Here is a 22,270-nt window from a genome sequence, read left to right on the forward strand (position 1 = left end):
GAACTGCGTTGGGCCGGCCCGAGCATCCGCTCGTGGCCGGCCCTTCTTCGTGCCTGAGTGGCCAGTGTTACGACGGCGCGGGGCCGAAAGCGCGCCTCGCGATAGGATCGCCTCGGCCTGCGCCCGCAGACTCCCTGTCTCCACTGGAGGATTCTTCACGTGTCAAAGCCCGTCGTTCTGCTTGCCGAGCAGCTTTCCCCCGCAACCGTGGATGCGCTCGGTCCCGACTTCGAAGTCCGCCAGGTCGACGGCACCGATCGTCCCGCGCTCCTCGAAGCCCTCGCCGAGGCCAACGCGATCCTCGTGCGCAGCGCGACCCAGGTGGACGCCGAAGCGATCGCCGCGGCCCCCAACCTGAAGATCATCGCCCGCGCCGGCGTCGGCCTCGACAACGTCGACACGCCCGCCGCCACGAAGGCCGGCGTCATGGTCGTCAACGCGCCCACCTCGAACATCACCTCGGCAGCCGAGCTCGCCGTCGGCCACATCATCTCGCTCGCCCGCCACATCCCGAACGCCAACGCGTCGATGAAGGCCGGTGACTGGAAGCGCTCGAAGTACACGGGCGTCGAGCTGTTCGAGAAGACCATCGGCATCGTCGGCCTCGGCCGCATCGGCACGCTCGTCGTCGACCGCCTCAAGGGCTTCGGCGTGAACCTCGTCGCCTACGACCCCTACGTGACGCCCGCCCGCGCCTCGCAGCTGGGCGTGCAGCTCCTCAGCCTCGAAGAGCTCATGGCGCAGTCCGACTTCATCACCATCCACATCCCGCGCACGCCCGAGACCACCGGTCTCATCGGCGAAGCCGAGTTCGCGCTCGCCAAGCCCGAGCTGCGCATCGTCAACTGCTCGCGCGGCGGCATCATCGACGAGAACGCGCTCCGCGACGCCCTCGAGTCCGGCAAGATCGCCGGCGCGGCCCTCGACGTGTTCGTCACCGAGCCGCCATCGAACCGCGACCTCCTCGACCAGCCCAACCTTCAGCTCACGCCGCACCTCGGCGCATCCACCGACGAGGCGCAGGAGAAGGCCGGCGTCTCCGTCGCCCGCTCCGTGCGCCTCGCCCTCGCCGGCGAGCTCGTGCCGGACGCGGTCAACGTCGCCGGCGGCATCATCGACGAGTACGTGCGCCCCGGCATCCCGCTCATGGAGAAGCTCGGCCAGTTCCTGCAGGGCCTCATCGGCGCCTCTCCCGTCGCCCTCGACATCGAGGTGCACGGCGAGCTCGCCCGCTACGAGGTGAAGGCGCTGCGCCTCGCCGCGCTCAAGGGCTTCTTCACGAACATCGTCACCGAGCAGGTCTCCTACGTGAACGCGCCGCTCCTCGCGGAGGAACGCGGCCTCGACGTGCGCATGAACGTCGACGAGGACAGCGACGAGTACCGCAACGTGCTCACGCTGCGCGCCACGCTCAGCGACGGCAAGACGGTCTCCGTCTCCGGCACGCTCACGGGCGTGAAGCAGATCGAGAAGCTCGTCGGCATCAACGGCTACAGCATCGAGGTGCCGCTCGCCGCGCACCACCTCGTCATGGTCTACAGCGACCGCCCCGGTGTCGTCGCCCTCTACGGAGCGGCGCTCGGCGAGGCAGGCGTCAACATCGCCGGCATGCAGATCGCCCGCGACGAAGAGGGCGGCCAGGCCCTCTCCGTGCTCACGATCGACGAGCCAGCGAGCGACGAGCTGCTCGCGCGCCTCCGCGACGCGATCGGCGCCTCCGAGCTGCACGAGATCGACATCGTCGAGAGCTAGACGCCCCGCGTCACCCACGCAAACGCCGTCTGCGTTTCCAACCCCGCGAGAGATCGCCGCGGTTGGGAACGCGGGCGGCGTTGTTCTTTGGGCCCGGGGATGGGGGTGCCCGTCGTCCCTTCTTCGGGGCTAAACACGTATTGTCCTGTGGGATCAGGCTGGCGTCCGAGGCTCGAACTTTCGAATGATGGTCCACGGACTCCCCGAGTGCCACGCTGGCCACATGAACCGGACAGCACGGCGCCCAATCCGGAGCCTCAACTCGACCGAGGGCAGCAGGTCATGACCGCGTTCCTCCGAGCGCTCCGCGCGGAAGCCATCAAGTTCATCTCACTGCGTTCGTCGCGGATCGCGAGTCTCGCAACCGTCGCGGTCGTGATCGGTGCCGCGTACGGCGTCACCGCGCTGACGCACCAGGCGATGCTCTCGGGGGATGTCAGTGCTGCTGGCGGGCTCGAACCTCAGTCGGCCTTTCTCATGGTGTTGCACTACGGACAGATCGGGTCGGTCTTCCTGGGGGCGAGTGTCTTCGCGCAGGAGCGCGACAACGGTGTCGTCGCCTCCTCGCTGCTCGCCGTCCCCGACCGGCGCAGCTTCTTCCTCGCGAAAGCGCTCTCCGCGCTCGCGTTCGGTTTCGTGGTCGCCCTTCCCGCCGTCCTGGGAAGCTATGCCGCCCGCTGCGCTGTCCTCGACGGTCGCACGGTCGGCAGTCTGACGAGCCTTCCCGGTGGCGACCTCCGCCTGCTCACGGGGTACATCGTCTACTGGTCGCTCATCAGCCTGCTCTCGTTCCTGATCTCGTCGGCGTTCCGCAGCGGCATCGTCGGGCTCTGCGCCATGCTGGCGCTCACGCTCGCCATCTCGCCGTATCTGCTCGAGTTCACCTCGGCCGCCAGGTTCCTGCCCGGCCAGGCGGGCGCTCAACTGCTGCTCCAGGACGCTCCGCTTGCCGGGGACCTGGGTCCGAAGCTCGGGCTTCTCGTGCTGCTGAGCTGGATCGGCGTCTTCGCCGTCGCTGGATTTCTCTCGGTCCGCTCCTGGGCCGTCAACCACGCAGAAAAGGGGGTGGGTTCATGATCGAAGTCGAGAACCTGACGAAGATCTACGGGAAGCGGACTGCCATCGAGTCCGTGACCTTCGAAGCCAGAGCAGGCAGGGTGACGGGGCTGCTCGGGCCGAACGGAGCTGGGAAGTCGACGACGATGCGCATCCTGCTCGGCCTCGACCGAGCGACGTCCGGGCGCGCGTCGGTGCTCGGCTCCGAGTACCGAAGCCTGCGGCGTCCCCTGACCCGCGTCGGCGCGCAGTTCGACGGGTCGGGTGCCCATCGCGGACGCACGGCGAGAGCGCACCTCCGTTGGATGGCGGCGAGCAACGGGATCTCACCCGCGCGCATCCCGGAGACGCTGCAGCTCGTCGGGCTGTCGGACGTCGCTGACCGCCGCGTCGGGACCTTCTCTCTGGGCATGGGGCAGCGTCTGGGCATCGCGGCCGCGCTCCTCGGGGACCCGGAGGTCGTGATCCTTGACGAGCCGATGAACGGGCTCGACCCGGAGGGCATTCGCTGGATACGTGATCTTGCGCGCTCGCTGGCGGGTTCCGGACGCACGGTGCTCATCTCGTCACACCTCATGGGGGAGATGCAGTCCATGGCTGACGACCTCGTCGTGATGGCGCGCGGAACGGTCATCAGGGCGGGAGCGGCGCCGAGCCTCGTCGCGGAGTACGACAGCCTCGAGCACGCGTACTTCGCCTGGACGCAGGGTCGCGCCGAGCATGCTGCGGGTGGTGCCGCGTGAAGATGGCGCTGGCGTCGGAGTCCTGGAAGCTCTTCACTCTCAGAGCGGTCCTCGTCACGCTGGCCGTGAGCTTCGTCGTGCCGGTCCTGATGGCCGCAGTCACCGCCCCCTCGGTTGGCGAGGGGCTGCGCGTCGACGACCCGATGCTCGCCGCGGGGACGACGCCGGAGGTCGTCGGCCTCGAATGGATCGCGCTCGGGCAGATCGGCGTCATCATCGTGGGGGTGCTTGCGGGAAGCGGTGAGTTCTCCGGCGGACAGATCCAGACCTCGCTCGTCGCGGTGCCGAACCGGCTCAGGCTCGTCCTCGCGAAGATCTCGGTCCTCGCCGTCACCGTGACGTTGCTCGGAGCGGTGACGATCCCGCTGCTCAGCATCTGCAGTCAGCTCGGTCTCGGATCGCTCAGTGTGCTCAGCGACGGCGTGCCCGTCTCGCTCCTGGTGCGCTGGCTGGGCGGAGTCGTCTACTGGACCGGTATCGCGCTGATCGGGTTCAGCTTCGCGGTCCTGGTCCGCCAGGCCCTGGTGCCGTTGCTCGTGCTCATCGCGGTCTCGCAGATCTCGCTTGTCCTGGTCTTCCTGACGCCGTGGGCGAAGTTCCTGCCCACGATCGCCGGCGCGCAGCTGTTCGATGCTGCCGCCGTGACCGCAGCGAACCCGGCGGCAGCGCTCGACCCTGGGAGCGCCTACGCGGTGTTCCTCCTCGCGGTCGTGGCACTGGTCTGCTGCGCAGCCGTCGCGATCTGCCGACGGGACGTGCGTGCATGACGCTCTTGCGGGATGGATGCGGGTCGGCGGGTCTTTGCGGGGCTGTCCTGGCGTATCCATCACGCAAGTGGGACACCGCTCCGCTGGTGTGCGGGGCGGGGTTCGTGGCTCGTCAGTGCCCGAGGTTCGCCTTGAGCACGGAGATGGCCACGCCGATGAGGGCGAGGCCGATGCCGGCGGCGAAGGTGCGGAAGGAGGGGCGCTCGCCGCGGATGCGCTGCACCGTGAAGCCCATGGCGGCGAGCCGCACGATGATGACGATCTCCGCGACGAGCTGCGCGCTCTCGCCGTCGATGACGCCGAGTGCGGCCACTCCGAGGATCGCGGCCGGGATGGACGCAGCCGACGCGATCGGCACCGCATCCCGCAGCTCGTGCAGGAACTCGATGTGCGCTGCGCGCTCGCGGCGGTCGCCGACCTCGGCCCTCGTGGAGTGGCCCACCGCGTCGGCGATGAGGTGCGCGAGGAGCGTCGTGCAGCCCGTCGCGAGGATCACGACCGCACCCTCGCCGGGATTCTCGCCCGCGTGCACGAGTCCCAGGAGCGTCGCGAGGATGATGATGTTGCCGTACACGTAGGCCGTGAGGCGGCTGGCGGCGCGCGCACGCGGCAGGTCGTCCTTGCGGCGCAGGATCGCGGTGGTCATGACGACAGACGCTAGCCCCGCTGCGGCCTAAACTGGGGGAGCCGCGACCGCCGTCGGCAGGAAAGGACGCCTCGTGTCGGAACGTGCAGCGCCAGAGAAGCTCGACATCGCCGTCATCGCGGGCGACGGGATCGGCCCGGAGGTCACCGCGCAGGCGCAGCGTGCCCTGCAGGCTGCGCTGCCAGAGGGCGTCGAGCTGACGCTCACCGAGTACCCGTTCGGCGCGGCCCGCTACCTGGAGACCGGCGAGATCATCTCGGATGCGGAGCTGCACGCGCTCGCGCAGCACGACGGCATCCTCCTCGGCGCCGTGGGCGGCGACCCGGCCGACGAGCGGCTGGCCGGGGGCATCATCGAGCGCGGCCTGCTGCTCAAGCTGCGCTTCGCGTTCGACCACTACATCAACCTGCGCCCTGGCGCGATCTCGCCCGGCGTGAAGACGCCGCTGAGCGACCCCGGCGAGGTCGACTTCGTCGTCGTGCGCGAGGGCACGGAGGGGCCGTACGTCGGCAACGGCGGCGTCGTCCGCGTCGGCACCCCGCAGGAGATCGCAACCGAGGTCTCCGTGAACACGGCCTACGGCGTCGAGCGCACCGTCCGCTACGCGTTCGAGAAGGCGAAGTCCCGCCCGCGCAAGCACCTCACGCTCGTGCACAAGAAGAACGTGCTCGTCAACGCGGGCGTGCTCTGGCAGCGCGTCGTCGACCGCGTCTCCGCCGACTACCCTGACGTCGCCGTCGAGTACCTGCACGTCGACGCTGCTACGATTTTCTTCGTCACGAACCCGTCGCGGTTCGACGTGATCGTCACCGATAACCTGTTCGGTGACATCGTGACCGACCTTGCCGCAGCCATCACCGGCGGCATCGGGCTGGCGGCCTCGGGCAACATCAATCCCGACGGCGAGTTCCCCAGCATGTTCGAGCCCGTCCACGGCTCGGCACCAGACATCGCGGGCCTCGGCAAAGCCGACCCGACGGCGGCGATCCTCTCCGTCGTGCTGCTGCTCGAGCACTTCGGACTCATCGACGCAGCCGCAACCCTCGAGGCAGCCTGCCGCGCCGACCTCGCCTCGCGAGGCGGGGCATCCAGGAGCACGTCCGAGATCGGCGACGCCATCATCTCCCGACTGACCGCGCAAGGAACGAACGCATGAGCGACACCAGCAGCACCCACCCAGGCACGACGACCCAGGCCGGACGCACCGAGGGCGCGTCCCTCGAGTTCTCGATCGAGCGCAACCCGGCCCCCGCATCCGCCGAGGTGCGAGATGCGGTGCTCGCCGACCCCGGGTTCGGCAAGCACTTCACCGACCACATGGTGATCATCGACTGGACCGTCGCCGACGGCTGGCACGACGCCCGCGTCGTGCCGTACGGGCCGCTGCAGGTCGACCCCTCCTCGGCGGTGTTCCACTACGGCCAGGAGATCTTCGAGGGCCTCAAGGCGTACCGCCACGGCGGGGGAGAGGTGTTCGGGTTCCGGCCAGAGCGCAACGCGCAGCGCCTGCAGAACTCGGCGAAGCGCCTCGCGCTGCCGGAGCTGCCCGAGGAGCTCTTCCTCGAGTCGGTGCGCCAGCTCGTGCAGATCGACGAGCAGTGGGTTCCGGCGGCCGGCGAGGGCAAGACGCTCTACCTGCGCCCGTTCATGATCGCGTTCGAGAACTTCCTCGGCGTGCGGGCGGCGCAGACGGTGCGCTACATGGTCATCGCCTGCCCTGCAGGCTCGTACTTCTCCGACCCGACGCGCCCCGTCGACATCTGGCTCTCGCAGGAGTACTCGCGCGCCGGCGCCGGCGGCACGGGCGCGGCGAAGTGCGGCGGCAACTACGCGTCGTCGCTGCTCCCGCAGGAGGAGGCGTACGCGAACGGCTGCGAGCAGGTGCTGTTCCTCGACTCGTCCGAGAACAGGTACCTCGAGGAGCTCGGGGGCATGAACATCGTGCTCATCAAGTCCGACGGCACGATCCTGACCCCGCTGAGCGACTCCATCCTCCCCGGCATCACACGCGACAGCGTGCTCGAGCTGTGCGAGCGGGCTGGTCGCAGGATCGAGCACCGGCGCATCACGATCGACGAGTGGCGCGAGGGCGTCGCGGACGGGTCGATCGTCGAGGCGTTCGCGTGCGGCACCGCGGCAGTCATCTCGCCCATCGGCAAGGTCAAGTCGCCCGACTTCACGATCGAGAACCCGGCGGTCACGGCGGACTCGGTGAGCATGCGCATCCGGGCCGAGCTGACCGGCATCCAGAACGGCGAGCTGCCCGACCTCATGGGCTGGACGCAGCGCCTGGCGTAGCTGCGGCGTTCGCATGGTCTACGGGTGGGCTGCCCGAAAGGGTGCCGAGTATCAGGAGCGGGCCATGGCTGCGCCGTCGAGGCGCGGCTTCGTGCTCCTGGCGGTCCTCGAGCTCGTCCTGGCGACCGCGTTCGCGGTGTTCCTCGCGCTCGCCGAGTTCTGGCTGGGACCTGTGGTGCTCGTGGTCGCCGCCCTCGCCGGGTGGGCGACCACGAGGTACCTCGTGCGCGTCCCGGGATGGCTGCGGCGGGCTGCTGTGATCTCGGCGGTGCTCGGGATGCTCGCGCTCGGCGTGTTCGCGAGCCCAGTCGCCGCGATGGGGCTGGTCGCGCTCTTCGCCTACGCCGGAGGCTGGTTCCTGACGTTCGCCGTGGCCCCGTCGCGCGCGGTCCGCTGGCGAGAGGTGACGCAGCGCCGCCGCTAGCTCTTGTAGTGCAGCGCCATGTAGGAGCCGCGGAGCAGCTGCACCTCCAGCACCAGCTGGCGGAACGTCCACGCGCGAGGCGGACGGCACGTGATGAGCGACATGGGGCCGTCACGCAGGTCGAGCAGCTCGACGCCCTCGATCTTCAGCGGGCTCTCGGGGCGGGCACGGGCGAGCAGGGCTCGCACGCCGTCCTCGTCCATGCCGACGTCTCGGGGCGCGTCGAATTCGAACGTGAGCTCGTGGATGTCGACGAACAGCGAGTCGGTGTCGTCGAGCTCGTCACGTCGGCCGTCCTCGCGCTGCTCTTCGCGGTACACGTAGCCGAGCACGTCGTCGCCGGCGGGCATCGCCACGATGAGGCCAGCGGGTAGCTGCAGCTGCGGGCGCAGGGAGCGGCACACGTGCGCGAAGGCGAGGTCCTCCACGTCCAGGACGTCGACGGTGACGTCGACGGCGTTGCCTCGTTCGATCTCGACGCCGTTCGGGAGGGTCACGGAGGTGCGCATGCGCCAAGTCTGGCAGAGCGGACGACCCGCAGGGGCCGCCCGCGCAGCTCAGTCGCGCATCCCACCGCTCGGGCTGAGCCGCCTGGCCGCGCCCGCGAGCCACAGCTGCACGCCCTCGGCCATGACGCGGGGGTCGAGGCCCGTGATGCTCGCGATCTGGTCGAGCCGGTAGCGCACCGTGTTGCGGTGCGTGCCGAGCTCCTCCGCGACCTGCGCGATCTGGCCGGAGTGCGAGAAGTACGCGTCGAGGGTCGCGAGCAGCGTGGAGCCGTGCTCGGTGTCGTGCGTCTCGAGCGGACCGAGCACCTCCGCGGCCAGCTCGAGCACGGGCACGTCGCGGCTCGCGAGCAGCAGCGACGAGATGGAGAGGCGGGCCGAGGTGGCGACGTCGACGTCCTGCGGAGCGCCCTGCAGGGCATCCCGGGCCTCGAAGTAGCTCCAGCGCAGCGCGAGCGACGTCGGGTACAGGTCGCCGATGCCGACCCTGGCCGCGATGCCCGCCGACCGCGCCAGGCCGATGAGCGCCTCGGCCGCCGCAGGCATGCGGGTCCGCTCGGGCACGATCACGACGAGGCGGCCGTCGAACACCGCCGAGACCGACGACTGCAGCTCTGCGGGCAGGGGGAGCGCGGTGAGCTCCGCGGTGCGCCGCTCATCGGTCTCGGCGACGAGGACGCGCGCGGCCTGCCCCGTCGCGACGCCGAGCGCGGTCAGTCGCCGCTCGGCGTCCTCGACCGAGAACTTCCCCTGCACCAGGTCGTGCAGCACGAGACCAGATGCGTCCCGGGCCGCCCGCACGCGGCGCGCGTCCTGCATGAGCTGCAGGCTCAGCAGGGAGCGCGCGTAGTTCACGAGCCCCTCGTTGATGCGCGGGCTCGTGATGTGGAGCGTCGCACCGGCAGACTGGCCAGTGGAGATGGGGAGCGCATCCCAGCCGCTCACGGCCTCATCCTGCACGTCGAGGCTGCCAGCCAGGAGCTCACCGAGGCGCGTGACGGCGACGTGCGATTTCGTGAGCCTCCCGAGGCGCGCGGCGAGCCCGGTGACGCCGCCATCGGAGAGCAGCGCGGTGACGAGCTGCTGCTGCTGCCGATGCTCACCCTCGAGGCGCGAGTGCTGCGCGTCGGTGCTCGCCTGCGTGACGATCTTGGTGAGGGCTGCGAACGGCGTCTCGTAGGCCACCTCGAACAGGGGGAGGCCAGCCTGCTCGGCTGCGGCGACGAGGGCTTCCGGCACGCTCTCGTGCGTGAAGCCGGTGCCGACGCCAAGCGCCACGGTGTCGGCGGCGACGAGCGAGTCCACGAACGAGCGGTACGCGCGCGTGCCGCGCAGGCGCATCCCCGTCGTCAGCACCAGCTGGCCGCCCGTGAGGAACGGCTGCGGGTTGAGCAGCTCGGTCGTCGCGACCCACTCGATGCCCGTCCGCCTCGTCGTTGGGGCTCCGGTGAGCAGGGTCAGGCCGAGGGAGCGGTCCGCGAGAAGCGTGTCGACGGTGGCAAGCATGCCCCGATTGTAGGCACGCTTAGACGGATGCACAGCCGCGGTAGGACGGGTCGTGCGCGTGCCCATTCGTCGCGGAGGGGAGAACCGCGTAGCCTTCAAGCCATACCAAGAGGTCGAACCCCGAGGAAGGGAAGCATCGTGACGGAGTTCCGCATTGCCCAGGAGCGCAAGCTCGAAGGCGCCATTCCAGGCCCCAAGTCCCAGGCCCTGACGGCCCGTCGTGAGGCGAGCGTCTCCGCATCGCTCGTTCCCGCAGTCCCCGTGTACGCGGCTGACGTCGATGGCGCCATCATTCGCGACGTCGACGGCAACCAGTTCGTCGACTTCGGCGCGGGCATCGCCGTCACCAACGTCGGCGCATCCCACCCCCGCGTCGTCGCTGCCGTGCAGGAAGCCGCGTCGCACTTCACGCACACCGCCTTCGGCATCACCCCGTACGAGGGCTACGTCGCCGTCGCCGAGAAGCTCATCGAGATCACGCCAGGCGACCACGCCAAGAAGGCCGTCCTCCTGAACTCGGGTGCCGAAGCCGTCGAGAACGCGGTCAAGATCGCCCGCCACTCGACCGGCCGCAACGCCGTCATCGCGTTCGACCACTCCTTCCACGGCCGCACGAACCTCACGATGGCCCTCACCGCGAAGAACATCCCGTACAAGGACGGCTTCGGGCCCTTCGCGCCAGAGGTCTACCGCGCGCCCATGAGCTACCCGTACCGTGACGGCCTGACCGGCGCAGAGGCGGCGGCTCGCACGATCGACGTCATCGAGAAGCAGGTCGGCGGCAAGAACGTCGCGGCCATTATTATCGAGCCCATCCAGGGCGAGGGCGGCTTCATCGTCCCCGCCGAGGGCTTCCTCCCCGCACTCGTCGAGTGGGCGAAGGCCAACGGCGTCGTCTTCATCGCCGACGAGGTGCAGGCCGGCATGTGCCGCACGGGCGCCTGGTTCGCCTCCGAGCACGAGGAGATCGTGCCCGACCTCGTCACGATCGCCAAGGGCGTCGCAGGCGGCATGCCGCTCTCGGCCGTCGTCGGCCGCGCCGAGATCATGGACAGCGTGCACGTCGGCGGACTCGGCGGCACCTACACGGGCAACCCGGTCGCCACGGCCGCCGCGCTCGCCACGATCAGCATCATGGAGGACGAGCAGCTCGCCGCCCGCGCCCTCGAGATCGAGACCATCGTGAAGACGCGCTTCGAGGCGCTCAGCGCCGAGCTCGGCGAGAACACGATCATCGGCGAGGTCCGCGGACGCGGTGCCATGCTGGCGTTCGAGTTCGTCGAGGCCGGCACGGCGACGACCACGAAGAAGCCGCACCCGGCAGCCGTGAAGGCGATCGTCGCCGACGCGCTCAGCCAGGGCGTCGTGCTCCTCTCGTGCGGCACCTACGGCAACGTCGTGCGCCTCCTCCCGCCGCTCACCATTACGGACGAGCTGCTGAACGACGGCCTCGACGTGCTCGAAGCCGCCATCCGCGCGCAGGCGTAAGCCGCTCGCGCCCGCCACGGGCGCGCACCAAACCGCCGGGCGAGAGCCTCGGCACCAGAATCTCGACGCCCCGGCACATTCCGCGCCGCCGGGGCGTCGAGGTGTCTCCGCGCTCGCCTGGCGACTGCGCGCGCCTGCATTGGCCGCTTCGGCCGCAGACATATGGGGAGTGCAGCTTCGTTTCGAAACGAACCTGCACTCCCCATATGTCTGCGCTGTCGCAGTCGCTGTCGCAGCAGGAGCTGCCGCCGTCGCAGCACGCGGCGGGTCAGGCGGCGGGGGCCCGCTTGGCCGCGCGCTGCGCCTTGATGGTCTTGTAGGCGTTCTGTCCAGCGATGAAGAGCAGGTAGCCGCCGAAGAGGATGCTGCCGACCCACGGGTCGATGAGCACGGCGCACCACACGCCGAGGAGGCTCGTGAGGGCGGCCGTGAGGCCGATCGCGGCGGCCGCCTTGAGGTCGACGTTGCCGCGGCGGGAGTTGCCGATGGTGCCCGTGATGGTGGTCGGGATCATGACGAGCAGGCTCGTCCCCTTCGCTTCGAGGTCGCTCGATCCGAAGAGCAGCATGAGGGCCGGCACGAGGATGACGCCGCCGCCGACGCCGATGAGTCCGGAGATGATGCCGGTGACGAGCCCGAGGGCGACGAGCATGAGCGCGGTGAGTGCGGTGATGTCGACCTCGGCGTCACGGCTCGGGACGGCGAAGAAGAGCGAGACGGCGACGCCGAGCAGGAAGACGATGAACATCCACCGCAGCACGATGAGCGGGAGCTTGTTGAGCAGCCACGAGCCGATCCAGGCGCCGGCGATGGCGCCGGCGATGAGGATGAGCCCGGCGATCCAGTTCACGGAGCCCGTCACCACGTAGCCGATGACGCCCACGATGGCCGGCGGGATGATCGCGGCCAGCGAGGTGCCGGCTGCGAGGCGCTGGTTGAAGGCGAGGAAGCCCGTGAGCGCCGGGACGATGATGGTGCCGCCGCCGACGCCGAGGAAGCCGGAGAGGAAGCCGGCCGCGAGCCCGATCGCGATGAGCGCGATCCAGTCGCGGCGGGACCTGGTGGGGGCTGGCGTGGTCATGAAGCTCCTTGGGTGCTGCGGTGTTCCGCGGCGAGGTGGGCGACGGCTTCTGCGAGGGCGCGGATGCCGAGTGCGACGTCGCCGAAGGATACCGCCTCGTCCGGGTGGTGGCTGACGCCGTCCGGGTTGCGCATGAAGAGCATGCCGACGTCGGTGATGGCACCGATCGCCATGCCGTCGTGGCCAGCCGGGCTGAAGAGGGTCGTGGGGTCGTCGACCCGCGTCGACGCCAGAACGCCGGCACCGGCACCGGCTGCGGACCTGGACCCGGGGGCGAGGGTTGCGCGGATTCCCTCGCTCACGACGTCCTGCAGCAGCGGTGCGCAGAACAGGGCAGGGGCGTTGTGCACTTCGCGGGTGTGCCATCGGAGGCGCCTGCGGCCCATGATCTCGTCGAGCTCGCGCGAGATCTGGTCCCAGACCCGATCGCGTTCACCATCGAACTCACCGCGCAGGTCGAGGCTGAACCTCGCCTCACCCGGCACGACGTTCATGGCTCCGGGGAACGCCTCGAACTGGCCGACGGTGCCGATGATGTGGTGCTGCGCCGAGCAGATGCGCTCGACGGCGAGGGCGGCCTCGCTCGCGCCGAGGAGCGCGTCGCGCCGCATGTCGTACGGCGTGCCCCCTGCATGGCGGGCCTCGCCCTCGACGACGAGCTGGAAGCGGCGGGCGGAGGCGATCGACGAGACGACGGCGAGCGATTCGCCCCGCGCGTGCAGTTCCGGGCCCTGTTCGATGTGCGCCTCGAGGTAGCCCACGAGCTGGTCTGGACGGCGGGCGGCGCTGGCGACTCGACCGGGATCGAGGCCGAACTCGAGGGCGGCCTCCCGGAGGGTCGTCCCGTCGGGGTCCTCGAGCTCCCACCACGCGTCGTCCCACGTGCCGGCGACGGCGGAGGAGCCGAGGAGGGCCTTTCCGAATCGGGCGCCCTCCTCGTCGGAGAACGCGGCGACCTCGAGGCCGAACTCGAAGGGGGACTGAGCAGGCGCACCCGTATCAGCGGCGGTTCCCCCGCGGCGCTGCAGCAGTCGCACCACCTCGATGGCCATGAGCACACCGACGACCCCGTCGTAGCGGCCGGCGTTGACGACGGTGTCGAGGTGGGAGCCCAGCATGAGCACGGGGGCGTCGGGGTCGGCGGCTGGGAGGAGTCCGAGCTGGTTGCCTGCGGGGTCCTGCCTGGTCTGCAGGCCGGCTTCGCGCATCCACTCGGCGGCGAGCCGGTTCACTCGTGCGTGCTCGGGGGAGAGGTGCACGCGGGTGATGGCGCCGGGCGTCGACGTGATGCGCGCGAGCTCGTCGCAGCGGGCCATGACGCGGCGGGCCGCGAGCTCGAAGGCCGCGGGTTCGAGGGCGGCCAGGCGGGCGGCCGTCACGAGGCGGATCCGAGGGGCAGGGCTGACGCGCGGAAGACATCGGCGGCGGCCTCGACGCCGCCGCCGACGGGCACGGAAGCACCGTGCCTGCGGAGGACGGCCTCGAGGGCCGCGAGGGTCGTGAGCACGGTGTCCTTGCGTGCGTTGTAGCCCATCGTGCCGATGCGCCACACCTTGCCGTGCAGCGGCCCGAAGGACGTGCCGATCTCGATGCCGAAGTCGTCGAGCAGGTCCGCTCTGGCGGCGTCGCCTGGCACGGTGTCGGGGATGACAACCGCGACGACGTTGTTCATCTTGTGTGCGACGTCGCCGAAGACCTCGAGCCCGAGCGCCTGCACGCCGGCGAGCATGGCCGCGCCCGCGACGCGGTGGCGCTCGATGGCGTTGTCCAGGCCCTCGCGCAGCAGCACCGCGGCGCACTCGCGCGCCGCGTAGAGCATCGAGGTCGCCTCGGTGTGGTGGTTGAGGCGACGCGACCCCCAGTAGTCGAGGATCATGCCGAGGTCGAAGTAGTTGGAGCGGATGAAGTCGCTCGCCGACTCGTCGCCCGCCTCGCGAATGCCCGCTTCGACGCGCGTGCGGGAGCGGATGACCTGGACGGCACGCTCGGAGAGGGTGATGGGGGCCGAGCCGCTCGGGCCGCCGAGGCACTTCTGGAGGCCGGCCGTCGCGGCGTCGAGGCCCCATTCGTCGGCGAGGAACTCGTTGCCGGCGATCGACGCCGTGGCGTCGGCGTAGAAGAGCACTCCGTGCTTCGCGCAGATGGCGCCCACCTCGTCGAGCGGCTGGTTCATGGTCGTGGAGGTGTCGCCCTGCACGAGCGCGAGCAGGGTCGGCTTGACGCGCACGACGGCTTCCTCGATCTGCGAGACGGGCACGACCTGCCCCCACGGCACCTCGATGGTGTGCACTTCGGCGAGGGCACGCTCGGCGATCTCGGCAAGGAGGTGGCCGAAGCGCCCGAAGACGGGCACGAGCACCCGGTCTCCGGGGCGGATGAGCGACACGAGGGCCGCCTCGATGCCTGCGCGCGAGGTGCCGTCGATGAGCATCGTCGCGTCGTTGGCGGTCGACCACACCTGCCGGTACAGCTCCTGCGTCTCGTTCATGGCCTGCGTCATGAACGGGTCGTACTGCCCGACGAGGGTGCTCGACATGGCGCGCAGCACGCTCGGGTACGCGGAGATCGGGCCGGGGCCCATGAGGAGGCGGGCTGGTGGTTCGATCGGGGGAATGGCAGTCATCTGGATCATTCTTTCGTGGCTCGCTCGCCGGTCGCGGCGGGGTGGGTGGAAGTCGGGGCTGATGCGGCGGCGGATGCGAGTCGCCTGCCGAGCCGGACGAGCGCCAGGTCCGATCCGGCGCGCGAGACGAGGCACACGCCGACGGGGGCCTCGCGCCCTCCGGTCGCGGCAGGCACTCGGAGGAGCGGGACCGAGAGGGCGGGCAGTCCGGCGACCGCCGCCGGGGTCGTCATGCGGAGGGTGGCGGTGCGGGTCGCGTCGATCGAGGTCGCGTCCGCGGCGCGGCTCGGCGCGGCACCGGGGGCCGTCGGGAAGAGCAGCACGGCGGCGCCGACGAGCTGCTCGAGGCGCGCCCTGAGGGGTGCGAGGGCGTCGCGAGCCGCCTGCTCCTCCGCTTCGGTGATGCGAGCCGCGGCCGCGAAGCGCTGCGCCACCGCGGGGCCTGTGGCGCCGGGATGCTCCTCGAGCCAGCGCCGGTTGTTGCGCCAGGCCTCCGCGCCCTGCACGATGCGGAACGGCTCCTGGTATCCCGAGAGCTCGCCGATCGAGACGCGCTCGACGGGGGCATCAAGCACGCCGCCCGTCTCGAGCCCCAGCAGGAAGGCTTCGAAGGCGGCCGCGGTCTCGGTCGAGGCCGCGGCGAGGACCTCCGTCGGGACGAGGAAGCGGGCGGGCAGGTCGTCGCCGCGCTGTCCGGCAGCGCTCGCGGTCGAGTCGGAGCTCTCGTACGACAGGCACCAGTCGGCGACGCCCTGCAGCGTCTCGCCGTCCCGCGTGAGCCAGCCGACGGTGTCGAACGACTGCGCGAGCGGCAGCAGGCCCTGGCGTGGCACGAGGTCGTGGGTTGTGCGCAGGCCCCACAGTCCCTGGTAGGAGGCCGGGATTCTCACTGACCCGGCGGTGTCGGTGGCGAGGCCGATGTCTGCCTGGCCGGCGGCGACGGCGGATGCGGGCCCGCTCGACGAGCCACCGGGCAGCGCGCCGGGGACGGCGGCGTTCGGCGGGGTGCCGAAGTGGGCGTTGTCTCCCGCGATCGAGTACGCGAACTCATCGGTGCGGGCGATGCCTCGCAGGGAGGCGCCGCCGCGCAGCAGGTCGCGCACGGCCGGCGCCGTCCTGGTCTCGGCCTTCGCGGAGTCGAGGTAGCTCGGGTTGCCGGCGCCGATCCGGTACCCGCGGATCGCGAAGAGATCCTTGACGGCGACCGTGAGCCCACCGAGTGGCCCCTCCCAGGCGCCTTGGAACAGCGGGTCGCCGACGGCTCGCCAGATGGAGCTGTCGAAGGCGCGCGGCCGCGGGGTCACGTGCGCGGCCGTGATGCGCCACCCCTCCGGCAGCAGCTGCCAGAGCTGCGTCTGCAGGCCGCGGCCGCCTGACGCAAAGACCGATGTGGAGACGAGCAGCGCGACCCCGTCCGCCAGGGGGCGGTACTCGATGGTCTCGATGCGCCGTCTCGCGACGCCGCCGCGCTGCGAGCGGAAGTCGCTGATCTGCTCGTGGCCGACAAGCAGCCCGGCGTCGTCGCCGCGCATGGTCTCGGCGCCGGGCGCGAACCAGGCGTCGAGCTCGTCGAGGTCGTTGTCCTGCACGGCTCGCTCGTAGGCCTCGAAGGCCGCGAGGAGCTCGGCGGGCGGGTTGCCCGGCGCCGCGCTCTGGGCCTGATCCGGGGCCGCGCCGACCTGGCGATGCTCTGCTGCGCTCACGCGGATGCTCCTGTCTGCCGGCCGGGGCCGCTCTGCACGTCGGCGAAGTCTGCCTCGCGGATGCGGGCGTGCACGCCGCAGACGACATCGACGACCTGGGAGATGTCGAAGTCGGCGGCCGCTGAGAGGTAGGCGTAGGCGAGGTGCTCGTCCATTCCCCACCGCGCATGCAGCAGGTCGAGGGAGGCGCGCACGCAGTTGCGCATGGCGACGTTCAGGTCGGGGTCGAGGCCGGTCGGCACGAGGTAGTCGGGGGTGCGCACGAGCGGCCCGGTCAGCTCGCCGAACGCTTCGCGCGCATCCGCCGCCGGCACGAGGTCGAAGGTGAGGGTGGCGCGCAGCGAGGCCTCGAGTGCGGTGAGCGCGACCTCGCCGTCGCCCTGCGCGAAGTGCGGGTCGCCGACGTAGGCGAGGGCGCCCGCGACCTGGACGGGGAGGTAGAGCACGCTGCCCTCGGTGAGCAGCTTGATGTCGATGTTGCCACCGTGCGGGCCGGGAGGCACCGAGTGCAGGCGTCCTCCCTCTGCTGGGGCGACGCCCATCGTGCCGAGGAACGGGGCGAGCGGGAACGCCACGTGTCGCTCACCGCCCTCGGTGAGCGGCATCGTCCCGACGAGGGTGCCGTCGCGCTCCTCGACGGGGGTGAAGACGCTCACGGTCGTGCCGCTTCTGGGCAGCACACCTGGCAGTGCGCCCTTGCCGTGGCGGTTGGAGACCACGCCGTATGGCACGCGCGGCTCCAGCTTCACGACCGTGATCCGCAGCAGATCGCCCGGCAGGGCACCCTCGATCTCGATCGGGCCCGTCACGACGTGCGGTCCGTCCTGTGCGGCGTCGCGCGCGGAGTCGCGCGCGATCTCGATGGCGTCGAGCAGCACGGCATCGGCTTGCACGCCGTGCGCTCCGAAGAACCGGGTCGGGTCCTGTCCCTGGTCGGGGAGCAGGCCCTCGTGGCTCACGGTGTCGACGACGACGGTGGCGCCGGGCTCGATCGTGAGCACCGGGGCGTCGTCGCGCGCGGGGAGCCGGCCCCAGAGGGACGTCGCCCGCCCAGAGGGCAGGTAGGTCACGCCGTCCGGCAGGGCGGTGCCCGGTTGCAGGATCGGTGTCCGAGCGAAGGCGGGGGTGTTCGAGCCGACGCCGAACCGGTTCGCGATCCCCCTGGGGTCGGTGATGCTCGACGTCGTCATGCTGCCTGCTCCTCGTCGAGATCCAACCCGGCAGATGCCGGTTCCGCGAGCACCTCGCGTCCGCGGCGCGAGCTGAGCCCACGCGCGCGAGTGTAGATCTCCTCGCCGTGCAGGTAGGTCGCGGTGATGGCGCCGTGCATCCGCTGCCCGTGCCACGGGCTGATCTTGGTGCGGTACTCGAGCGCGCTCTCCTCGAGCGTGTGCTCGAGCTCCGGCTCGAAGACAGCGAAGTGCGCGGGCGCGCCCGGTGCGATGCGGCCCCGATCGCCGAGGCGGACGAGGGCGGCGGGCCCCGTCGTGAAGAGCGGGAGGATGGCATCGAGCGGGATGCCGCGCCGCCGCGCCTCGGTCCAGACGGCGGTGAGCCCCGTCTGCAGGCCCGCGATGCCACCCCACGCCGTGCCGAGGTCGGGGCCGGTCTTGAGCTCGAGCGTCGCGGGGGAGTGGTCGCTCACGATGGCGTCGATCGTGCCGTCGAGGACGCCGTCCCAGAGCGCGTCCTGGTTGGCGGTGTCGCGGATGGGCGGGCAGCACTTGAAGCGCCCGTCTCCGTCCGGCACCTCCTCGGCGCGGAGGCTCAGGTAATGGGGACAGGTCTCGATCGTGATGCGCACCCCCTCGGCCTTCGCGGCGCGGATGACGTCGAGCGCCTCGGCTGCCGAGACGTGCACGATATGCGCGCGGGCGCCCGTGCGCCTCGCCGCCTCGACCACGGCGCGGATCGCCTCGACCTCAGCGGCGGGGGGCCTGGTGGCGACGAAGTCGGTGAAGACGGGGCCGGAGGCCTCGCCGAGATGGTCGTCGAGCTCGGCGTGGGCGATCAGGAGGCCGTCGACCTCGGCGAGCTCGGTGAGCGCCAGCTCGAGGTCGCCGAACGACAGCGGGTCGAACTCGTCGATGCCGCTCGGCGCGAGGAAGCACTTCACGCCCACGGTCCCCGCCGCGAGGAGCGGCTGCAGGGCGCTGAGATTCTGCGGCACGGCGCCGCCCCAGTAGGCGAGGTCGACCGCGAGCTGGCCCGCAGCCGCGGCCCGCTTCGCCTCGAGGGCCTCGACGGTGGTCGTCACGGGCAGCGAGTTGAGGGGCATGTCGACGACGGTCGTGACCCCGCCGGCCGCGGCCGCGGCCGTGCCGGTCGCGAAGCCCTCCCAGTGCGTGCGGCCGGGCTCGTTGAGGTGCACGTGCGTGTCGACGAGGCCGGGGAGGAGCACCTGGGCGGTCGACAGGACGACGTGGGCGGAGGCGTCGAAGCGCTCGATGTCCGTGATGACCCCGTCCTCGAAGCGGACCGTGGCGGGGGAGAACGCGCCGTCGATGAAGGCGCGCTCGGCGGCGATCCTCACGCGATCGCCGCCGCTCGGGCTCGGGCCCGCGATGGCCTCGCGTACTCGTCGCGCTTGCTCGTGCCGACGCCCATGCGCGACATCGCGGCGACGAGCCCGACCGAGGCGGCGACGCCGTCGACGACCGGCACCCCGACTCGCGCGGAGAGCCGGGCGCACAGGTCGGCCATGCCGGCGCATCCGAGCACCACGGCGTCCGCGCCGTCCTCCCGGACCACTCGCTCGCACCACGCGGCGATGTCCTCGAAGGCCGCGGACCCCGTCTCCTCGAGGGCCAGCACGGGAATGCCCGTGCCGTACGCCGCGACGCAGGCCCGCTCGAAGCCGTACCGCAGCACGAGGTCGTCGGCGCGTCCCAGGGTGCGGGAGAGGGTGGTCACGATGCCGAACGTGCGGCCCGTGAGCGCAGCGACGTGCATGGCCGCCTCGGCGATGCCGATGACGGGCACATCGACGAGCTCGCGGGCGGCGTCGAGCCCAGGATCTCCGAAGCAGGCGATGACGTAGCCGTCGCTCCCGCCGGCCTCGAGGTCCCGCTCGATGAGGTCGACGACGACGGATGCCGCTCGCACCTCGTCGAAGTGGCTCTCGACAGCCTCAGGTCCGTCACCGGGGGGCGGGCACAGGGCGACGATCTCGACGCCAGGGCCAGCGACCTCCCTGGCAGCGGCTTCGACCTTCCGGGTCATCGCCACGGAGGTGTTCGGGTTGATGAGTGTGATGCGCATGTGGTCAGTCCTCGTCGATCGAGCCGTCGGAGATGCCGGCCGTCTCGCCCTCGAACGTCGGCATGAGCGGACGCTGGCGCTCGAAGAGCACGAACAGCGAGAAGCCGAGCCCGCACCCGATGAACCAGCTGAAGTCAGCGAGGTAGCTGAGGTCGAGGATGCCCGCCTCGGCGAGCGGGCGCGTCAGCACCGCGATCGCCACGGTCGGGACCCCCGCCACCACCATTGCCCAGACCGCGTTCGGGTTGAAGCCCTTCTTGTACCAGTAGGCGCCCGTCTCGCTCATCGTGAACATCTCGTCGACCTTTATGCGCTGCCTGCCGATCACGAAGTACCCGGCGATGAGGATGCCGAAGAGCGGGCCGATGAGCGCGCCGAGCACGCCGAGCGTGTTCTGGATGGCGGCGTCGTTGTTGTACCAGTTCCAGGGGGTGAGGAGCACGGACCCGACGGCCGCGATCATGCCGCCCATGCGCCAGCTGATCTTGTTGGGCGCGACGTTGGAGAAGTCGAAGGCGGGGGCGATGAAGTTCGCGACGATGTTGATGCCGACGGTGGCCGTCACGAACGTGAGGCCGCCGAGCAGGATCGCGAAGTGGGTGTCGATGCGCTCGACCGTGTGGATCGGGTCGGTGATGAGCTCGCCGAAGACGGGCACCGTGGCGCTCGCGGTGAGCACGGTGAGGATCGAGAAGAAGAGGAAGTTGAGGGGCAAGCCCAGGAAGTTGCCCTTCTTGACCGCCTTGTAGCTCTTCGCGTACCGCGAGAAGTCGCCGAAGTTCAGCATGGGGCCGGAGAAGTACGAGACGACGATGGCGATGGCCGTGAACATCACCGGGATGGAGGCCCAGAAGTCGAGCGGTTCGCCTGCGGAGAGGTTGAAGTCGATGTTCTCCCAGCCGGCCTGGCCGACGAGGTAGATGGCGAGCACGATCATGACGACGTAGACGGCGGGGCCCGCCCAGTCGATGAAGCGTCGGATGGACTCCATCCCGCCCCAGAACAGCGCGGCCTGCGCGAACCAGAGGATGGCGTAGGAGATCCACCCGAGCGCCGAGAGCCCGAGGAACGAGTAGTCGGTGCGCAGCACCTCGCTCGCGGGGATGAACTTGAGGAAGACGATGTTGAGCGACTCCGCGGCGAGGAACGTCTGCACGCCGTACCAGGCGATCGCGATGAGGCCGCGGATGATCGCGGGGATGTTCGCGCCCTTGACGCCGAAGATGGCACGGTTCACGACGGGGTACGGCACGCCCGTCTTCTGGCTCGACTTCGCGACGAGGTTCGTGAAGAACTGCACGATGAGGATGCCGACGATGAGCGCGATCAGCACCTGCCAGCTCGCGATGCCGAGCGCGAAGAGGCTGCCGGCGGTGACGTAGCCGCCGACGCTGTGCACGTCGGACATCCAGAAGGCGAAGATGTTGTAGGAGCCCCACCGCTGCTTGCGCAGGGGAGCGAGGTCTTCGTTGGCAAGCCGCGGGTCGTAGCTCGGCTTCATGTTGCCCTCGCCTGCGGGGTGGCCCGCGGCTCCGAGGACGTCGTTGGGCGTGCTGCCGGCGGGGGCCGCGGTGTCCGCGGCGCGCACGCTGTTCGGTGCGCCAGGCTGTGCCAGTTGATCGGTCATGCGTTGAAGTTATGACTTCACGCTCGTCCGCAGGTTTCTGCGATGTAACGCTCGTGTAAATCCACCTGAGCGCCATGGTGTGCAGTGGCCGCTTCACGCGACCTCCGGGCCGAGGCGCCGTTCAGGCCTCGGGGGATGGCGCGAGTCCGCGGATGAGCGCTGCGAGGCCGCGCTCGAATGCCTGCTCGCGCAGCTCCTGTGGTGGATGCGCGGCGACGGCCGCCGCGAGCGTCGGCGCTGCGTCCGCCTGCTCGCCCAGGTCGAAGATGTCGAGCGGGGCGTTGAGGTCGTACGCGGAGCCGTAGATGAAGGATTCGATGGCGACGATCGCCGGCATGATGCTCGCGTCGGGCCACCCCGCGCGGCGGAGGCCTGCGGCGACGCTCTCGTACATCGAGAGGGTCTCGGTCGCCCCGGCGACGGGCATCTTCGCGATCGCCTCGACGAGCGAGTCGTGCTCTTTCATGACGAGTCGGTAGCTGCGCGCCCACGCTGCCAGGGCCAGGTCCCATGGCTCGGTCTCGAAGGCGGAGGCGTCGACGGCGGCCATGAGGCGGTCCTCGATCCAGCGGAGGATCTGCCGCTTCGAGTGCGCGTGGTTGTAGAGCGCGGCGGGGGTCACGTCGAGTGCCTTGGCGAGCTTCGCCATGGTCAGGGCGTCGTAGCCGTCGTGGCTCGCGACCCGCATGGCGGCGTCGGTGATGCGCTTCTGCGTCAGGATGCGCGTGCGGGGTCGCCCGGCACGCCGCTGTCCGTCGGACTCCACATGTTCGCTGGTGCTCACTGGCC

General features: G+C 70.5%; 20 protein-coding genes. 8 read left to right on the forward strand and 12 right to left on the reverse strand.

Going from position 1 to position 22,270, the window contains the following annotated elements; translation table 11 throughout:
• Nucleotides 1–159 precede the first annotated feature (159 nt).
• The 4 genes from serA (at nt 160) to F8O03_RS14110 (ending at nt 4,318) form a co-directional block, all read left to right on the forward strand.
• Complete coding sequence (serA, locus tag F8O03_RS14095; protein WP_104252355.1) at nt 160–1,752, forward strand: phosphoglycerate dehydrogenase; 1,593 nt, start codon at nt 160–162, stop codon at nt 1,750–1,752.
• Between the two features lie 282 nt (nt 1,753–2,034).
• A complete protein-coding gene (locus F8O03_RS14100) occupies nt 2,035–2,829 on the forward strand; it encodes a hypothetical protein (protein WP_151424432.1) in 795 nt (264 codons plus the stop codon).
• Nucleotides 2,826–3,551, forward strand: coding sequence for an ABC transporter ATP-binding protein (locus tag F8O03_RS14105; protein WP_151424433.1), 726 nt, complete (start codon nt 2,826–2,828; stop codon nt 3,549–3,551). Before F8O03_RS14100 ends, F8O03_RS14105 begins: the two co-directional genes overlap by 4 nt.
• Nucleotides 3,548–4,318 carry a hypothetical protein gene (locus tag F8O03_RS14110; RefSeq protein WP_151424434.1) on the forward strand — a complete coding sequence of 257 codons (771 nt, stop codon included), beginning with the start codon at nt 3,548–3,550 and terminating at the stop codon, nt 4,316–4,318. Before F8O03_RS14105 ends, F8O03_RS14110 begins: the two co-directional genes overlap by 4 nt.
• A 112-nt stretch (nt 4,319–4,430) precedes the next feature.
• Here F8O03_RS14110 and F8O03_RS14115 read toward each other — a convergent pair whose 3' ends face one another.
• On the reverse strand, nt 4,431–4,964 hold the full coding sequence (locus F8O03_RS14115; RefSeq protein ID WP_151424435.1) for a hypothetical protein: 534 nt from the start codon (nt 4,962–4,964) through the stop codon (nt 4,431–4,433).
• Between the two features lie 73 nt (nt 4,965–5,037).
• On the opposite strand from F8O03_RS14115, the gene F8O03_RS14120 reads away from it, so the two are divergent.
• From F8O03_RS14120 to F8O03_RS14130, 3 genes are all read left to right on the forward strand, one after another.
• Nucleotides 5,038–6,120, forward strand: a complete 1,083-nt coding sequence (locus tag F8O03_RS14120; protein WP_151424436.1) for a 3-isopropylmalate dehydrogenase — start codon at nt 5,038–5,040, stop codon at nt 6,118–6,120.
• Complete coding sequence (locus F8O03_RS14125; protein ID WP_104252363.1) at nt 6,117–7,262, forward strand: branched-chain amino acid aminotransferase; 1,146 nt, start codon at nt 6,117–6,119, stop codon at nt 7,260–7,262. Before F8O03_RS14120 ends, F8O03_RS14125 begins: the two co-directional genes overlap by 4 nt.
• 64 nt (nt 7,263–7,326) lie before the next feature.
• Nucleotides 7,327–7,686 carry a hypothetical protein gene (locus tag F8O03_RS14130; protein ID WP_151424437.1) on the forward strand — a complete coding sequence of 120 codons (360 nt, stop codon included), beginning with the start codon at nt 7,327–7,329 and terminating at the stop codon, nt 7,684–7,686.
• On the opposite strand, the gene F8O03_RS14135 is transcribed toward F8O03_RS14130, so the two are convergent.
• Nucleotides 7,683–8,195, reverse strand: coding sequence for a hypothetical protein (locus tag F8O03_RS14135; protein ID WP_151424438.1), 513 nt, complete (start codon nt 8,193–8,195; stop codon nt 7,683–7,685). The genes F8O03_RS14130 and F8O03_RS14135 overlap by 4 nt on opposite strands.
• 48 nt (nt 8,196–8,243) lie before the next feature.
• Nucleotides 8,244–9,698, reverse strand: a complete 1,455-nt coding sequence (locus tag F8O03_RS14140; RefSeq protein WP_167516588.1) for a PucR family transcriptional regulator — start codon at nt 9,696–9,698, stop codon at nt 8,244–8,246.
• 138 nt (nt 9,699–9,836) lie between these two features.
• Between F8O03_RS14140 and gabT the strand changes: the two genes are divergently transcribed.
• Nucleotides 9,837–11,186 carry a 4-aminobutyrate--2-oxoglutarate transaminase gene (gene gabT / locus F8O03_RS14145; RefSeq protein WP_235812733.1) on the forward strand — a complete coding sequence of 450 codons (1,350 nt, stop codon included), beginning with the start codon at nt 9,837–9,839 and terminating at the stop codon, nt 11,184–11,186.
• Nucleotides 11,187–11,454: 268 nt separating this feature from the next.
• Here gabT and F8O03_RS14150 read toward each other — a convergent pair whose 3' ends face one another.
• The 9 genes from F8O03_RS14150 to F8O03_RS14190 form a co-directional block, all read right to left on the reverse strand.
• Complete coding sequence (locus F8O03_RS14150) at nt 11,455–12,267, reverse strand: sulfite exporter TauE/SafE family protein (RefSeq protein ID WP_151424441.1); 813 nt, start codon at nt 12,265–12,267, stop codon at nt 11,455–11,457.
• Nucleotides 12,264–13,646: a Zn-dependent hydrolase gene (locus F8O03_RS14155; protein WP_244296293.1), complete on the reverse strand. Its 1,383-nt coding sequence runs from the start codon at nt 13,644–13,646 to the stop codon at nt 12,264–12,266. The genes F8O03_RS14150 and F8O03_RS14155 overlap by 4 nt, the downstream gene beginning before the upstream one ends.
• Nucleotides 13,643–14,890 (reverse strand): pyridoxal-phosphate-dependent aminotransferase family protein, encoded by a 1,248-nt coding sequence (locus F8O03_RS14160; RefSeq protein ID WP_151424442.1) that lies wholly within the window; start codon nt 14,888–14,890, stop codon nt 13,643–13,645. Before F8O03_RS14160 ends, F8O03_RS14155 begins: the two co-directional genes overlap by 4 nt.
• 5 nt (nt 14,891–14,895) lie before the next feature.
• Complete coding sequence (locus F8O03_RS14165; protein WP_151424443.1) at nt 14,896–16,593, reverse strand: AtzH-like domain-containing protein; 1,698 nt, start codon at nt 16,591–16,593, stop codon at nt 14,896–14,898.
• Entirely contained in the window at nt 16,590–17,783 is a 1,194-nt protein-coding gene (locus tag F8O03_RS14170) for an acetamidase/formamidase family protein (RefSeq protein WP_151424444.1), read from the reverse strand. The genes F8O03_RS14165 and F8O03_RS14170 overlap by 4 nt, the downstream gene beginning before the upstream one ends.
• Complete coding sequence (gene allB, locus F8O03_RS14175; RefSeq protein WP_208851874.1) at nt 17,780–19,126, reverse strand: allantoinase AllB; 1,347 nt, start codon at nt 19,124–19,126, stop codon at nt 17,780–17,782. Before allB ends, F8O03_RS14170 begins: the two co-directional genes overlap by 4 nt.
• Nucleotides 19,123–19,854: an aspartate/glutamate racemase family protein gene (locus tag F8O03_RS18285; RefSeq protein WP_151424446.1), complete on the reverse strand. Its 732-nt coding sequence runs from the start codon at nt 19,852–19,854 to the stop codon at nt 19,123–19,125. Before F8O03_RS18285 ends, allB begins: the two co-directional genes overlap by 4 nt.
• Nucleotides 19,855–19,858: 4 nt before the next feature.
• On the reverse strand, nt 19,859–21,481 hold the full coding sequence (locus F8O03_RS14185; RefSeq protein ID WP_151424447.1) for an NCS1 family nucleobase:cation symporter-1: 1,623 nt from the start codon (nt 21,479–21,481) through the stop codon (nt 19,859–19,861).
• 121 nt (nt 21,482–21,602) lie between these two features.
• Nucleotides 21,603–22,265 (reverse strand): TetR/AcrR family transcriptional regulator, encoded by a 663-nt coding sequence (locus F8O03_RS14190; protein WP_244296294.1) that lies wholly within the window; start codon nt 22,263–22,265, stop codon nt 21,603–21,605.
• Between the last annotated feature and the right edge of the window lie 5 nt (nt 22,266–22,270).

Origin of the sequence: Pseudoclavibacter terrae (genome assembly GCF_008831075.1) — a bacterium.
GTDB lineage: Bacteria > Actinomycetota > Actinomycetes > Actinomycetales > Microbacteriaceae > Pseudoclavibacter > Pseudoclavibacter terrae.